Source organism: Streptomyces hypolithicus (genome assembly GCF_052934925.1).
The window spans coordinates 5,932,442-5,946,525 of the sequence record NZ_CM128811.1; the positions used below are offsets into that span (position 1 = coordinate 5,932,442).

At 72.3% G+C, this 14,084-nt stretch carries 14 protein-coding genes; 7 read left to right on the top strand and 7 right to left on the bottom strand.

The window, feature by feature from the left end; all coding sequences use genetic code 11:
- Positions 1 to 229 precede the first annotated feature (229 nt).
- Positions 230 to 1,717: a DNA-binding protein NsdB gene (locus ACU6WZ_RS28030; RefSeq protein ID WP_447030960.1), complete on the top strand. Its 1,488-nt coding sequence runs from the start codon at positions 230 to 232 to the stop codon at positions 1,715 to 1,717.
- A 30-nt stretch (positions 1,718 to 1,747) separates the two neighbouring features.
- Here the strand turns inward: ACU6WZ_RS28030 and ACU6WZ_RS28035 are convergent, their stop codons facing one another.
- Positions 1,748 to 3,172 (bottom strand): PP2C family protein-serine/threonine phosphatase, encoded by a 1,425-nt coding sequence (locus ACU6WZ_RS28035; protein ID WP_447030961.1) that lies wholly within the window; start codon positions 3,170 to 3,172, stop codon positions 1,748 to 1,750.
- Positions 3,173 to 3,435: 263 nt separating this feature from the next.
- Here ACU6WZ_RS28035 and ACU6WZ_RS28040 point away from each other — a divergent pair, with 263 nt between their 5' ends.
- Positions 3,436 to 3,933: a peptidylprolyl isomerase gene (locus ACU6WZ_RS28040; protein WP_447030962.1), complete on the top strand. Its 498-nt coding sequence runs from the start codon at positions 3,436 to 3,438 to the stop codon at positions 3,931 to 3,933.
- A gap of 91 nt (positions 3,934 to 4,024) precedes the next feature.
- Here the strand turns inward: ACU6WZ_RS28040 and ACU6WZ_RS28045 are convergent, their stop codons facing one another.
- The 4 genes from ACU6WZ_RS28045 to ACU6WZ_RS28060 form a co-directional block, all read right to left on the bottom strand.
- Positions 4,025 to 5,116 (bottom strand): glutamate--cysteine ligase 2, encoded by a 1,092-nt coding sequence (locus ACU6WZ_RS28045; protein ID WP_447030963.1) that lies wholly within the window; start codon positions 5,114 to 5,116, stop codon positions 4,025 to 4,027.
- A gap of 121 nt (positions 5,117 to 5,237) precedes the next feature.
- Complete coding sequence (locus ACU6WZ_RS28050; protein WP_447030964.1) at positions 5,238 to 6,251, bottom strand: NAD(P)/FAD-dependent oxidoreductase; 1,014 nt, start codon at positions 6,249 to 6,251, stop codon at positions 5,238 to 5,240.
- Positions 6,248 to 6,790 (bottom strand): isoprenylcysteine carboxyl methyltransferase family protein, encoded by a 543-nt coding sequence (locus ACU6WZ_RS28055; protein WP_447030965.1) that lies wholly within the window; start codon positions 6,788 to 6,790, stop codon positions 6,248 to 6,250. Before ACU6WZ_RS28055 ends, ACU6WZ_RS28050 begins: the two co-directional genes overlap by 4 nt.
- 70 nt (positions 6,791 to 6,860) lie before the next feature.
- Positions 6,861 to 7,928: a type III polyketide synthase gene (locus tag ACU6WZ_RS28060; protein WP_447030967.1), complete on the bottom strand. Its 1,068-nt coding sequence runs from the start codon at positions 7,926 to 7,928 to the stop codon at positions 6,861 to 6,863.
- A gap of 98 nt (positions 7,929 to 8,026) precedes the next feature.
- Here ACU6WZ_RS28060 and ACU6WZ_RS28065 point away from each other — a divergent pair, with 98 nt between their 5' ends.
- The 3 genes from ACU6WZ_RS28065 (at position 8,027) to ACU6WZ_RS28075 (ending at position 9,568) form a co-directional block, all read left to right on the top strand.
- Positions 8,027 to 8,935 carry a UbiA family prenyltransferase gene (locus tag ACU6WZ_RS28065; protein ID WP_447030968.1) on the top strand — a complete coding sequence of 303 codons (909 nt, stop codon included), beginning with the start codon at positions 8,027 to 8,029 and terminating at the stop codon, positions 8,933 to 8,935.
- A gap of 122 nt (positions 8,936 to 9,057) precedes the next feature.
- Positions 9,058 to 9,333: an isoamylase early set domain-containing protein gene (locus tag ACU6WZ_RS28070; protein WP_447030969.1), complete on the top strand. Its 276-nt coding sequence runs from the start codon at positions 9,058 to 9,060 to the stop codon at positions 9,331 to 9,333.
- 31 nt (positions 9,334 to 9,364) lie between these two features.
- The gene (locus tag ACU6WZ_RS28075) at positions 9,365 to 9,568 is read left to right on the top strand and encodes a cold-shock protein (protein WP_447034295.1); all 204 of its coding nucleotides are present in this window, start codon (positions 9,365 to 9,367) and stop codon (positions 9,566 to 9,568) included.
- Between the two features lie 80 nt (positions 9,569 to 9,648).
- On the opposite strand, the gene ACU6WZ_RS28080 is transcribed toward ACU6WZ_RS28075, so the two are convergent.
- Entirely contained in the window at positions 9,649 to 10,281 is a 633-nt protein-coding gene (locus ACU6WZ_RS28080) for a helix-turn-helix domain-containing protein (protein WP_447030971.1), read from the bottom strand.
- Between the two features lie 89 nt (positions 10,282 to 10,370).
- Entirely contained in the window at positions 10,371 to 10,868 is a 498-nt protein-coding gene (locus ACU6WZ_RS28085; RefSeq protein WP_447030972.1) for a MarR family winged helix-turn-helix transcriptional regulator, read from the bottom strand.
- 101 nt (positions 10,869 to 10,969) lie between these two features.
- Between ACU6WZ_RS28085 and ACU6WZ_RS28090 the strand changes: the two genes are divergently transcribed.
- Both ACU6WZ_RS28090 and ACU6WZ_RS28095 read left to right on the top strand, forming a co-directional pair.
- Positions 10,970 to 12,541, top strand: coding sequence for an SDR family oxidoreductase (locus ACU6WZ_RS28090; RefSeq protein WP_447030973.1), 1,572 nt, complete (start codon positions 10,970 to 10,972; stop codon positions 12,539 to 12,541).
- Between the two features lie 106 nt (positions 12,542 to 12,647).
- Positions 12,648 to 14,021, top strand: a complete 1,374-nt coding sequence (locus ACU6WZ_RS28095; protein ID WP_447030974.1) for a cryptochrome/photolyase family protein — start codon at positions 12,648 to 12,650, stop codon at positions 14,019 to 14,021.
- Positions 14,022 to 14,084: the final 63 nt, after the last annotated feature.

Below are 14,084 nucleotides of genomic sequence, written 5' to 3' on the forward strand. Positions count from 1 at the left end.
GGTACAGATCCCTTCGCGCGCCGACGAGTTACGTGCGCCGCCCGCCCCGGCAACCGGTCAACACCCTGGGGAATGGCGATCGGTTGCCGGAGCGGGGTGGCGCTTTCTTACCTGACACCCGCCCGCGGGTGGCACACCATGTGGCGGACCCTGGCGAACCCTGGCGAATATCCCCACCGCATCTGACAGGGGGTTACTGTCGAATCAGCCGAGACCCTGGGGGCTTGACGTGACCGGAGAACCCAACACCCGCCTGGCAGACCTGTTCGGCCTCGCCGGCTGGTCCAAGGGCGAACTCGCGAGACTCGTGAACCGGCAGGCGGCGGCCATGGGCCATCCGCAGCTGGCGACCGACACCTCGCGCGTACGACGCTGGATCGACATGGGGGAGTCCCCGCGCGATCCGGTGCCCAAGGCGTTGGCAGCTCTGTTCACCGAGCGACTCGGCCGTGTCGTGACCATCGAGGACCTCGGGTTCGACCGGCACGGGCGCGCGGGTAAACGGCGGGACGTCGGGAACACAGAGAATCCCGACGGTCTTCCGTGGGCGCCCGAACGGACGGCAGCGGTCCTCACCGAATTCACGGGAATGGACCTCATGCTCAACCGACGCGGCTTGGTGGGCGCGGGCGTCGCGCTCGCCGCAGGCTCCGCACTCAGCAGCGCCATGCACGACTGGCTGCTCACCGACCCGGCCCCCACGGCCGGCCCTCCGCACATCGACCCCCTGCACACCGACCCCGCCGGGTACGACCGCTACGAGGCCGCCCCCGTGGGGTCGCTGGAGATCGACGCGCTGGAGCGTTCCGTCGAAGTATTCCGCGCCTGGGACGCCGCCCGCGGCGGCGGGCTCCAGCGCAAGGCCGTCGTGGGCCAGCTCAACGAAGTGGGCGGCATGCTCGCCTACCACCACCCCGATCATCTCCAGCGCCGCCTGTGGGGCGTCGCTGCCAACCTGGCGGTCCTCGCCGGCTGGATGTCGCACGACGTCGGCCTCGAACCCACCGCCCAGAAGTACTTCGTCATCGCCGCCCACGCCGCCCGCGAAGGCGGCGACCGCCCCCGCGCGGGCGAGGCGCTCTCGCGGGCGGCCCGCCAGATGGTGCACCTCGGCAAGCCCGACGACGCCCTGGACCTGATGAAGCTCGCCAAGTCCGGATCCGGCGACCAGATGCTGCCGCGCACCCGCGCGATGCTCCACACCATCGAAGCCTGGGCTCAGGCATCCATGGGCCGGGGTCAGGCGATGCGGCGGACCCTGGGCGAGGCGGAGGAACTCTTCGTGTCCGACAGGGGTGACGTCCCGCCGCCCAGCTGGATGCAGCTGTTCGACGAGGCGGACCTGCACGGCATGCAGGCCCTGGCCTTCCGTACGCTCGCGGAGCACGAGCCTGCGGCCGCGGTCGCGGCACAGCGGCACGCCAAGCAGGCACTCGAACTCCGGGCCGGAGGCAGGCAGCGTTCGAAGATCTTCGACTACATCTCGCTGGCCTCCGCGCTCTTCATCGCGGACGATCCCGAGCAGGCCGACCGGTACGCACGCCTCGCGCTGGTCTCGATGGGGGAGACCTCTTCGCACCGCACCTGGGACCGGCTGCGCCACATGTACCGGCTGACCGGCCAGTACGCGGACTACCCGAAGATCGAGGCCCTGCGCGAAGAGATCCAGATGGCCCTGCCGGCCCAGAGGACGAACAGGAGCAGCACCACCATTTGAATTCAGACCGTGAAGTGAACCCGCGCGCTGTTACGCCGTGATCCGGACGATCAGCACGCAGGCGTCGTCCTCGCGCTCCGCCTCACCGAACTCTTCGACGATCAGCCGCACGCAGTCCTGCGCGCTGCGGGCCCGGGCGAAACGCGGTGCCAGATCCAGCAGCCTGGACGGTCCCGCGTCATCGACCGGCCCCCGGCGTGAGATCCCGTCGGTGTGCAGGACCAGCAGGTCACCGGGGCGCAGCTGTGCCTCGGCCTGTTCGTACGACGCACCGGAGGTCGCGCCGAGCAGTACCCCTTGCGGCGGCGTCAGCGAACGCCCCGTCCCGTCGCGGAACAGCAGCGGGGCGGGGTGTCCTGCCTGCGCCCATGTCAGCAGTCGGCTGGCCGGGTCGTACCGGCAGCACATCGCGCTGCCCAGCGCGGGCTGGGTCGCGGCTTCCAGCAGCTGATTGAGGTGGCCCATCAGGGCCCCGGGCATGATCCCCGCCACCGCCATGCCGCGCAGCGCACCGAGCAGCATGGCCATCCCGGAGGTGGCGGCGACTCCGTGGCCGGTCAGGTCGCCCACAGTCAGCAGGGTCTGCCCGTCGGGCAGCTCCAGCGCGTCGTACCAGCCTCCGCCGATCAGGGTGCTCGAAGCGGACGGCAGATAGTGGGCGGCGAGGTCGAGAGCGGCGGGGCCGCCCTGCGGGAGCCGCACGCAACCGCGCCACGGTGGCAGCACCGACTCCTGCAGCTCGACCGCGACCCGGTGCTCGGTCTGCGCGAGGTGGCGTTGACGCTGGAGCGAGTCACGGGTCTCGCGGACCATCCGCTGGCTGCGCCGCAGCTCGCTGACGTCCCGCAGGACCGCCCACATCGATGCCGTGCAGCCGTCGGCGTCGAGCACCGGCTCGCCCATCATGTGCAGGGTCCGTACGACGCTGTCGCCGCGCACGATGCGGAACTCGCCGTCGATCGGCTTCCCGTCCACGAGGCAGTCGGTCACCATCGACGTGAGAACGGCCTGGTCCTCGGCGAACAGCATGGACGGCAGCTCGTCCAGCGACAGGGGCCCGCTCGCGGGGGCGCGGCCGAAGATCTCGAACAGCTCGTCGGACCAGCTCACCTCGTCGGTGAGCAGGTTCCACTCGGCGCTGCCGACCTGGCTGAGCGACATCGCGTCCGGCGCGGCCGGAACGGGGGAGGCGGAGTCCGCGACGGTCGGCTCGCTGGGCGGCCCGGCCTTGAGCTGACCCAAGTGAGCACCGAGGTCGTCGAGTTGATGCACCGCCAGATCGCACAGTGCCCGCTGCCAGCGCACCTGCGGGTCCTCGTCGTCCACGACAGCCGTGTCCCGGCGCACCGCGTCCACGCCGCCGCGCAGCCGGCGCGTCTGCGTGATCAGCGCGTCGACGGTGCCCCGCCCGGACTGCTGGGGTGCGGGGCGGTCCGCGAACAGATGGGACGGCATGTCGTACTCCGATACAGGCGCGGCCAGACCAGGTCTGAAAGGTGGACCAGATACGACTGTGGCACAGCGGGCAACGGGCCGTAAGGGATTCGGCAACACTCGATACGGTGGTGCTTCTGGCATATGCCAAAGGCCTCCCCGGGGCCTCTGCCCCAACCAGGGGCCCTCCAGGGACCGGCCAGGGACCCGCCGGCGACCGTCCCGCGCCCGAACACGGGATGCCGGATGCGTGATCCACCGCCCGGGATGTCAGGATAGGCAACATGACGATCAAGGCTTACTTCGACATCACCATCGACGACGCGCCCGCGGGGCGCATCAGCTTCAACCTGTACGACGACGTGGCACCCAAGACGGCGGAGAACTTCCGCGCGCTGGCCACCGGCGAGAAGGGCTTCGGCTTCGCCGGCTCGTCCTTCCACCGGATCATCCCCGAGTTCATGCTCCAGGGCGGCGACTTCACCCGGGGTGACGGCACGGGCGGCAAGAGCATCTACGGCGAGAAGTTCGCCGACGAGAACTTCAAGCTCACGCACAACAAGGTCGGCCTGCTCTCCATGGCCAACGCCGGCCCGAACTCCAACGGATCCCAGTTCTTCATCACGACCGTGCTGACGCCGTGGCTCGACGGCAAGCACGTCGTGTTCGGCGAGGTCGCCGACGAGGAGAGCATGGCGCTGGTCAAGAAGATCGAGTCCTTCGGTACGCCGAACGGCCGGCCGAAGGCCAAGGTCACCATCGCTGACTCCGGCGTGATCTGACCCGTCCCGCCACGGGGAACACCGCCCGACGTGAGCGCGCCCGCCGACGAGTATCTGTCGGCGGGCGCGCTCAGTGGCGTCGGGACAGGAGTTATCCCCGCGTCCGGCTCGCGCACTCGGTGACCACCGAGCGCAGGTCACCGGTCTGGTGCAGCAGGTCACGCTGGATGCGCGAGCCGTTTCCGCTCTTGAGCAGCGTGGCGAGCGCCTCCTGCGCGGCGACGACGTCGCCGCTGTCCTCCAGGGCGTCCCGTACGTGATCGAACAGTGCGCGGACCACCGTCTCGGCAGGGGCGGGGCTCATCGTCACCGGATGAATCAGCTCCCCCTCCAGCCCCGACCGTCCGGCCCGCCACGCGGCCAGCCGCAGCAGACCGACGCCGTGCCGTGCGGGGGGCTCGCCAGCCTGCCACTGGCGGGCCGCCGTCTCCACCAGGCCTCGGATGAGCGTGGCCAGCAGGACCGTCGTCGCCGGGTCCAGGCAGACGTCCGACACGCGGATCTCGACCGTGGGGTAGTTCTCTGCGAGCCGGGCGTCGAAGTAGATCATTCCCGCGTCCCGCAGCGCTCCCGTCCCGACCATCGCCCGCACCTGCTCGTGATAGCGGTCGGCGCTGCCGAAGACCTCCACCGGTCCGGCCGACGGCCAGCGGCCCCACACCCGGCTGCGGTAACTGCTGTACTGACTGTCCTGGCCCTGCCAGAACGGCGAATTCGCGCTCAACGCGAGCAGCACCGACAGCCAGGGCCGGATCCGGTCCAGCACCGCCACGCCTTCTTCGTCGGAATCCACCGACACATGGACATGGCACCCGCAGGTGAGCTGCTCCTGGGTGGTGAGCCCGAACTCCTTCTCCAGCCACTGGTAGCGCTCGCCCTTTCCGATGGCCGGACTGACCGGAAGCGGCGAGGTCGCGAGGGCCGCGACGGCCGCGCCCAGATCCTCCGCATGCCGCGCCGCCTCGGCCCGCCAGCGGGCGATCTCCTCGGCGAGGTCGCCCATACCGGTCTGCGGCCGGGTCGCGAACTCGAGCTGCTGACGGTGCAGCTCGGACTCGAAGACACCTTCCGCACCGCCGTTCTCACGGGACGCGGCGGCCAGAACCGCCGTGGACAACGCCCGCGGCTCGCCGGTCTGCGCATCCACCAGGAGGAGTTCCTCCTCCACTCCGACACTCCGCACGACGACTGCCTCTCCGTGGCCGGCCGGACGCGGGCCGGCGCCCATTGCTGTAGATCCGTTGCGTCCTTGCCTCTGTCTCTGCCCCCTGGCCACCACTTGATGCGACCCGGCCGGCCGCCGCCTACTGGAGGGCGCGGACGGCGGCCGCGAAGAGTGACGGCATTCTGGACGCCGCCGGTACCACCAGGCGGGCGCCGGCCGTGGGGGACGTCATCCGTACGAGGCCCTCCGTCAGCAGACGGTGCCTGCGCGAGAGCTGGCGCCAGCACCTGTCGTACGCCTGCGGGCGTCCGGCCGCGAGGCACCGCACCGCCGCCTGGGCCGATGCCAGCGCGAGGGCGATGCCCTCGCCGGTGAGCGCGTCGGTGTAGCCCGCCGCGTCACCCACCAGCAGCACCCGGCCCGCGCTGCGGCGCCGGGCGCGCTGGCGCATGGGGCCCGCGCCGCGTACCGATCCGGCCGGCGGCCCGTCCAGGAGCCCGGCCAGGGCGGGGAAGTGGGTCAGGTGTGCGTCGTAGCCGTGCCTCGCCGTGCTCAGTACGGCCACTCCGACCAGCCCGTCGCCCACCGGGGTCACGTACGCCTCGCCGTGCGGCGACCAGTGGACCTCGACGAAGTCCGTCCATGGGGCTACCCGGTAGTGCCGCCGCTGACCGTACCGTCGGGGCCGGCGGCTCGGCAGGTCCAGGCCGAGGGTGCGGCGCAGGGGCGAGTGCAGACCGTCGGCTGCCACCAGCCAGCGTGCCCGCAGTCCGCCGGCGGTAACCGAGTCCGCGCTCTGCCGTACGTCGCCGACTCGCCCGGTGATGACCTGCACGCCGACTTCGCGGGCCCGCTCGGCCAGTGCGGCGTGCAGCGCCGTGCGGCGCACTCCGAGGCCGGCGCCGTCCCGAAACAGGGCCTCGGCGCCGCGGCGCCCGTCGACGTACCGGATGCCACGCAGGACCCGGCCGCCGACCCGCACGCCGAGGGCCTCCAGGGCCAGCACGCCGCTCGGCATGATTCCCTCACCGCAGGCCTTGTCCACCGGGGCGCCGCGCGGTTCGATCACCACGGCCTCCAGGCCGGCGCGCGCCGCGTGGATGGCGGTGGCCAGGCCCGCGGGCCCGCCGCCCGCCACCAGCAGGTCGATCACAGCGCCGCACTCGCGGGTCCGCCACCGGGGACTCGGCCGGGGGCCAGCGCCCGGTTCTCGCAGCGGATCCGAACGGCGAGCAGGGCCGCGTTGAGCAGCGTGAACAGCGAAGCGGTCAGCCAGGCTCCGTGCACGAGCGGCAGAGCCAGCCCCTCGGCCACCACCGCCACGTAGTTGGGGTGGCTCAGCCACCGGTACGGCCCGCCCGCCACCAGGGGCAGGCCGGGCACGACCAGCACCCGGGTGTTCCAGAGCGGCCCCAGCGTGCGGATGCACCACCAGCGCAGGGCCTGGGCGGCCACTACGACGCCCGTCATCGCCCAACCCACCACCGGGTCGAACGGCCGCCCGACCAACAGGACTTCGACCAGGCAGCCGACGAGGAGCCCGGTGTGCAGGACGACCATCGCCGGGTAGTGCCGGCGCCCCGTCTCGACGGCGCCGCGCGCCAGGCTCCACCGGGCGTTGCGGCGGGCCACCACGAGTTCGGCGACCCGTTCGGCGCCGACGGCCAGGACCAGGGTGACGTACCAGATCATGAATTCCCCACCTTCCCCACCTCTTCCGCTAGTCCCGCCCCGCGCGTGTTCAGTACCGTCCCGCGCGTGTTCACCAGCGCAGCAGGACGAGTTCGGAGCAGAAACCGGGCCCCATGGCGATCATCAGCCCGGCGGTGCCGGCGGGCGGCCGGCGTTCGGCCAGGGTGTCGCGCAGGACGTGCAGCACCGAGGCCGATGACAGGTTTCCGACGGCCGCCAGCGAGTCCCAGGTGACGTCCAGCGCGCCGTCCGGCAGTTCCAGGCACTCCTCCACAGCCTCCAGCACCTTTGGCCCGCCGGGATGGCACACCCAGGCGGTGATGTCCCTGCGGCGGAGCCCGTGACCGGCCAGGAAACCGTCGACGTCCGCGCCGAGGTTCTTGCGTACGACATCGGGGACGCTCGCGTCCAGCACTACGCGAAAGCCCGAACCGGTGATGTCCCACCCCATCACGTGCTCGCTGTCCGGGTAGAGGTGACTGCGCGTGGCGATCACGGACGGCCCGTCCGCCCCCGCCCCCGCGGCCCGGCGGGCGTCACCGCACGCCACCACGGCGGCGGCGCCGTCGCCGAACAGGGCGCTCGCGACAAGGTTGGCCGGCGAGGAGTCGCTGCGCTGGAAGGTGAGCGAGCACAGTTCCACGGACAGCAGCACGGCCACTTCGTCGGGGTGGCCCACCAGGTAGTCGTGCAGCCGGGCGACTCCCGCAGCCCCCGCGACGCAGCCCAGACCGAACACGGGGACACGCTTGACATCGGGGCGCAGGCCGAGCGGCCCCACCAGGCGGGCGTCCACCGACGGCGTGGCGATGCCGGTCACAGACGTGAACATCAGCAGGTCGACGTCGCGCGGGGAGAGCCCCGCGGTACGCAGAGCCGATGAGACGGCCTCGGTGCCGAGGCTCACCGCCCCTTCGATGAAAGCGTCGTTGACCGCGCCGAAGTCGCGCAGCTTCGCGTAGGCGTCGAGCGGCAGAGCCGTGTGACGGGTGTTCACCTGCGCGCCGGCGTGCAGCCGGTCCAGGACGCGGCGGTCGGCCCCCTCGGGCAGACACACCCCGGCGACCATGTCCGTGATCTCTCGTTGGGTGTGCCGGTGCGGAGCCAGCGCTCCGTGAACAGCTGCGATCCGGGTCATCTGCGGTCCGAGGTCGGGGGCGGGGAATCTTGCAAAGCGTGCCCCCGCTGGGCGATACCACACACCAAGTCGCCCGTCCGGGTCTCAGCGGCACTAGCATGGCCCGCGTGGACGGTGAGGTGCTGGGCGCAGAGGCGGAGGCCGCGAGTCGCTCCGCCAGCGCCGAAGCCCGCGGAGCGCACCACCGGCGCCCGGTGGTCGGCCTCCTGAGAGCGTGTCACCCGGGTCCCACGGTCGCGGTCACGCTGCTGATGACGGCGCTTGCCGTCGCCGCCGGGCAGCACCCGGCCGGATGTCTCCTGGTGGCCGGCGCCGTGCTGGCGGGGCAGTTGTCCGTGGGGTGGAGCAACGACGCCGTCGACGCCGATCGCGACATCGCGGCGGGGCGGCGTACCAAACCCGTGGTCGCCGGCTCGGTGAGCGCCGGCGTCGTGCGCGGTGCGGCCCTCACCGCGCTCGCCGCGTGCGCGGCGCTGTCCCTCGCGGTCGGGCCGCTCGCCGCCGCCGTGCACCTCGCGGGCGTCGCCGGGGCCTGGGCGTACAACCTCCGGCTGAAATCGACGGTGCTGTCCTGGCTCCCGTACGCCGCCGGGTTCGCGGCGCTTCCCGCCTTCGTCTCGCTGGGTCTGCCCGGACAGCCCTGGCCCGCCTGGTGGATCGCCCTGGCCGCGGCGCTGCTCGGCGTCGGCGCGCACCTGGCCAACGTGCTCCCGGACATCGACGCCGACCTGGCCCTGGGGGTACGCGGCTGGCCGCAGCGGCTGGGCGCGACGCGGACACGGCTGCTGCTGCCCGCGCCGCTGGTGGCCGCCACCGCGCTGCTCGTCCTCGCGGCGCCCGGCCCGCCCGGTACCACAGGAGCACTCGCCCTGGCGGCGGTGGCCGCGGTGGCGGTGTGCGGTGCGCTGCTGGGGCGCCGCACACCGAAGCTGCCGTTCGCTGCGGCGATCGTCATCGCGGCGGCGGACGTGGCGCTGCTGCTCCACCGGGGTGCGGCACTGAGTTGAGCGCCGGCGGCTCGCGGCGGTACGCCGAACGGGCGACCGCCCGCGCTGTCGGCTCAACAGGATGTGCTGGACGGCTGCGAGATGTGGATCCTGGGTGAAATCCCCCGACGAAAGGGTCAGCGATGCTGGAGCGCAGCCGACGTAAGAAGCACACCGACATCACGTTCGTCATCCCCGCGGAACAAGCCTGTGGGCACGTCAGCGTGGTCGGCGACTTCAATGACTGGCAGCCGGGCGCCCACCCCTTCGTCGAGCGGGAGGACGGTACGCGTTGCGTCACGGTCACGCTCCCCAAGGAGCAGCGCTTCGGCTTCCGCTACCTCGCCCACGGCGACTACTGGTTCAACGACGGACAGGCCGACGCGCAGGAAGGTCACAACAGTGTCGTCCACACGTGAGGCGCCCGGACCCGCAGCGGGGACCGAACCGGTGGTGGCAGGCACCGTGAAGTGGTTCAACGCCGACAAGGGCTTCGGCTTCATCCAGCAGGACGACGGCGGCCCGGACGTCTTCGTCCACTTCTCCGCCATCCAGAGCCAGGGCTTCAAGGAGCTCGCGGAGGGCGAGAAGGTCGCGTTCCAGGTCATCCAGGGTCCGAAAGGCGCCCAGGCGGCGCAGGTCTGCCGCCCCTGAGCCGAGATGCCCCCGGCGCCCTGTCCCACCGCCCGACGGCTGGGACAGGGCGCCGGCGCGTGTGCGCGCGCCCCGGTGGCTCAGCTCAGGTGGGCCGTGTGCAACACGTAGAGGAAGAGCGCCCAGACGGCTGCGGCCAGCGCCGCCGTACGCAGGCGCCGACGCCGCAACGCGGACACGGGATCCGCCCGCAGCGGCCGTACGGGCAGCGCGGCGACTGGCGCGGGGAGGGCGGGCGCCGTGATCCGGTCCGGGCGCACCGCGCGGACCGGCGCCGGGGCGGGTGCGGCTGCGGGTGCGGCGGACAGCAGTACGGCGTGGTCGACCGGGCGGGTCCTGGGTGCGGTCGGCGGCGCGGGCGAGGGTGTGGGGGAGGGGGCGGTCGTCGGCTCGTACGCCGAGAGGGCTTGATCCAGCCCCGTCAGGAAGGTCGCGTAAGCCCGGAGCCGCGGGCCCTTCGGAGAGGTGCGGCCGGACTCCCAGGAGCGGACGGTGTCGACCGTGACGCCGAACGCCGCGGCGACCTGAGGGCGCGTGAGTCCCCAGGCCTCGCGGATCTCCCGGCGCCGCTGCGGCGCGGGGAGGAGCGGGCGGCCCGGTGCCGCGGAGCGAGAAGGACGCGAGGCATGCGAAGGGAGCGAAGGGAGCGAAAGGCGCGCAGCGATCGACGTGCGTCCGGTCCGGCTGTGCGGCACCGCCAATGATGTGGTCATGTTCCCTATGACAATCAGCCCGCCGTGACGGCACGCGCGATCCCCCGCAATCACCCGTTTGTACGCTCGTACGCCCCCGCGCACGGCGTTCAGCGACGCGGAACCCGCAGTTCGCCCAGCTCCTCGTTGAGGGCCGTGAGGAAGCTCAGGGCCACCGACAGCTCCTCCTCGCTGAACCGCTGTCGCGCTCGGTCCGTGGCCGAAGCCAGCGGCATGAAGTAGGAGCGGGCCGCCGCCCGCGCACCCTCGACGTAGTGCACATGGACCACCCTGCGGTCCTCGCTCTCCCGCGAACGCCGCACATGACCAGCCCGCTCCAGCCGGTCCAGGCAGGCCGTGACGGCCCCGGAGGTCAGACCCAGATGCTCCCGCAGCCGGCCAGGCGTCAGCGGATCCGCGCTGTCGAGGATGACCGCCAGGGCGTGGATGTCAGTGGAGTGCAGGCCCTGGCCCAGGGCGAACCCGTGCACCAGCCGGTTGATCTCGCCATGGATACGGCGCAGCTGCACGGCGAACGCCTGCAGATCTGCCCCCGCCCGGCCCTCCGGGGCACCGTCACCGGAATCTCGTTCACCTGTACTGGCCACACGTTCAGCCTATAGAGCCGCCGCCGCATCCACAGCCATCGGCCGGGCGGAAGAGATCGTGGGCAAGCCGCGCGACACGACGCGATACGAGAGGGAGTCCGATGACGTACGAGGACGACACACCGGGCCTGCGCTGCCTGGTCACCGGGGCCACCGGCTACATCGGCGGCCGGCTCGTCCCCGAACTGCTCGCGGCCGGCCATCAGGTGCGCTGCCTGGCCCGGACCCCCGCCAAACTGCGCGACCACCCCTGGGCGGACCGGGCGGACCGGGCGGAAATCGTGCGCGGCGACGTCACCGACGACGCGGCGGTGCGCGAGGCGATGCGCGGCATCGACGTCGCGTACTACCTGGTCCACGCCCTCGGCACCGGGCCCGACTTCGAGCAGACCGACCGCCGGGCCGCCCGCATCTTCGGCGAACAGGCCCGCGCCGCGGGCGTCCGGCGCATCGTCTACCTCGGCGGGCTGACTCCACGGGGCGTACCGGCGCGCGAACTGTCGCCGCACCTGCGTTCGCGCGCCGAAGTCGGCGAAATCCTGCTGGACTCCGGGGTGGCGACGACCGTACTGCGCGCCGCCGTCATCATCGGCTCCGGATCCGCGTCGTTCGAGATGCTCCGCTACCTCACCGAGCGCCTGCCGGTGATGGTCACGCCGAGCTGGGTGCGCACCCGGATCCAGCCGATCGCCGTGCGCGACGTCCTGCGCTACCTCGTCGGCAGCGCCCGCATGCCCGAGGACGTGAACCGGGCGTTCGACATCGGCGGCACCGACGTCGTCACCTACCTCGACATGATGCGCCGGTACGCGGCCGTGGCCGGGCTGCCCCGGCGCCTCATCGTGCCCGTGCCGGTCCTGACTCCCCGGCTGTCGAGCCACTGGGTCGGCCTGGTCACACCCGTACCACGCTCGATCGCCAGGCCGCTCGCCGAGTCGCTGCGCCACGAAGTGATCTGCCACGAACACGACATCGCCGACCACGTGCCCGACCCGCCCGGTTCCCCGATGGGTGTCACCACCGCCCTCGCCCTGGCGCTCCAGCGGGTCCGCGACGCCCAGGTCACGACCCGCTGGTCCTCCGCGTCGGTGCCGGGCGTACCCAGCGACCCCCTGCCCACGGACCCGGACTGGTCCGGCGGCAGTCTCTACACCGACCAGCGCGAGAGGACCGTCGACGCCACACCGCGCGACCTGTGGCGGGTGATCGAAGGCGTAGGCGGCGACAACGGCTGGTACTCCTTCCCGCTCGGCTGGGCCGTGCGCGGCTGGGCGGACCGGATGGCCGGCGCCGTGGGACTGCGCCGGGGCCGCCGCGACGCACTCCACCTGCGGGTCGGTGACTCGCTGGACTTCTGGCGGGTGGAGGAGATCGAGCGCGGCCGCCTGCTGCGGCTGCGTGCCGAGATGCGGCTGCCGGGCCTGGCCTGGCTGGAGATGTACGCCGAACGGGACGACGCGGGCCGCACCCGCTACCGGCAGCGGGCCCTGTTCCGTCCCCGGGGGCTGGGCGGGCAGCTGTACTGGTGGAGTGTCTCGCCGTTCCACGCCGTGGTTTTCGGCGGCATGGCCCGCAACATCGCGCTCGCCGCCCAGCGGGCGGCAGCGGAGGCGCCCGTACGGTCTGGACCGCCCGTGCCGTCCGGACCGCCCGAGGCGGCCGGCCCCCCATGACCGGTGCATCCGGTCGGTCCCCGCGGGCCGAACCGCAACGCGCTCCCGGCCCGGCCGGCCCGAGCTCCCGTCCATCACCCGATGCCCGCCCGCCAGGAGTGACGCCATGAACGTCTCCGTCGTCCTGTTCACCTCGGATCTCCGCCTCCACGACCATCCGCCGTTGCGGGCCGCACTGGGCTCCGCCGACGAGGTCGTCCCGCTGTTCGTACAGGACCGCGCGCTGGAGCGCGCGGGCTTCGCCGTGCCCAACCGGAGGGCTTTCCTCGCGGACTGTCTCGCCGACCTCGACGCCGGCCTGCGGGAGCGCGGCGGGCACCTCGTGGTGCGCAGCGGAGACCTGGTCGCCCAAGTGTGCGTCGTGGCGGCCCAGTCGGACGCCGACGAGGTACACATGTCGGCCGACTACAGTGCGTTCGCCCACCGGCGCGAGGAGCGACTGCGCCGAGCCCTGGAGGCCGAAGGCCGCCGGCTGTACGTGCACGACGCGATCGTCACCGCACTGGCGCCCGGCGCCGTCACCCCCGCCGGGTCCGACCACTTCGCCGTGTTCACCCCCTACTACCGGCGCTGGTCACAGGAACGCCTGCGAACCCCGCTGGCCGCCCCGCGCGCCCTTAGAGTGCCCCGCTCGGTGACCTCGCAGGAGATCCCGTCGAGGCCGGATGCGGGTGACGTGTCGGAAGGTCTCATGCCGGGCGGCGAGAGCCAGGCCCGCAAACGCCTCGCCGCGTGGCTGAGCCGCGGCGTCGACCGCTACGAGGAGCGTCACGACGACCTGCCGGGCGACGCCACCTCGCGGCTCTCGCCCTATCTGCACTTCGGGGCCCTCTCGGCCGTCGAGGCCGTTCACCGGGCGCGGGGCAGGGGTGGCCCGGGCGCCACAGCGTTCGTGCGGCAGCTGTGCTGGCGCGACTTCCACCACCAGGTGCTCGCCGCCCGGCCCGCCGTGGCCGGCGCCGACTACCGCACCCAGCACGACCGCTGGCGCTCCGGCAAGGAGGCCGCAGCCGACCTCGAAGCCTGGAAGCAGGGCCGCACCGGGTGTCCGGTCGTGGACGCCGCGATGCGTCAGCTCGCGCACGAGGGCTGGATGCACAACCGGGGCCGGCTGCTCGTGGCGAGCTTCCTCACCAAGACCCTCTACATCGACTGGCGGTCCGGCGCCCGGCACTTCCTCGATCTGCTGGTCGACGGTGACATCGCCAACAACCAGCTCAACTGGCAGTGGATGGCGGGCACCGGCACCGACAGCCGCCCCAACCGTGTCCTCAACCCGGTGACGCAGGGCAAGCGTTACGACCCCGAAGGCGACTACGTACGCCGCTGGGTACCCGAACTCGCCGGTCTTGACGGGCCGGCCGTCCACGAACCGTGGAAGCTCCAGGGCCTGGAACGGGCCCACTACGACTACCCCGACCTCATCGTGGAACTCGCCGACGGCCTGGCCCGTTTCAAGCACGCCCGTGGCCGGGACTGAGGCGGTCCGGCCATAAGCACCCCACCGGCGAGGTCCCCCACTGGCTCTTCGGCACCAGCTCTT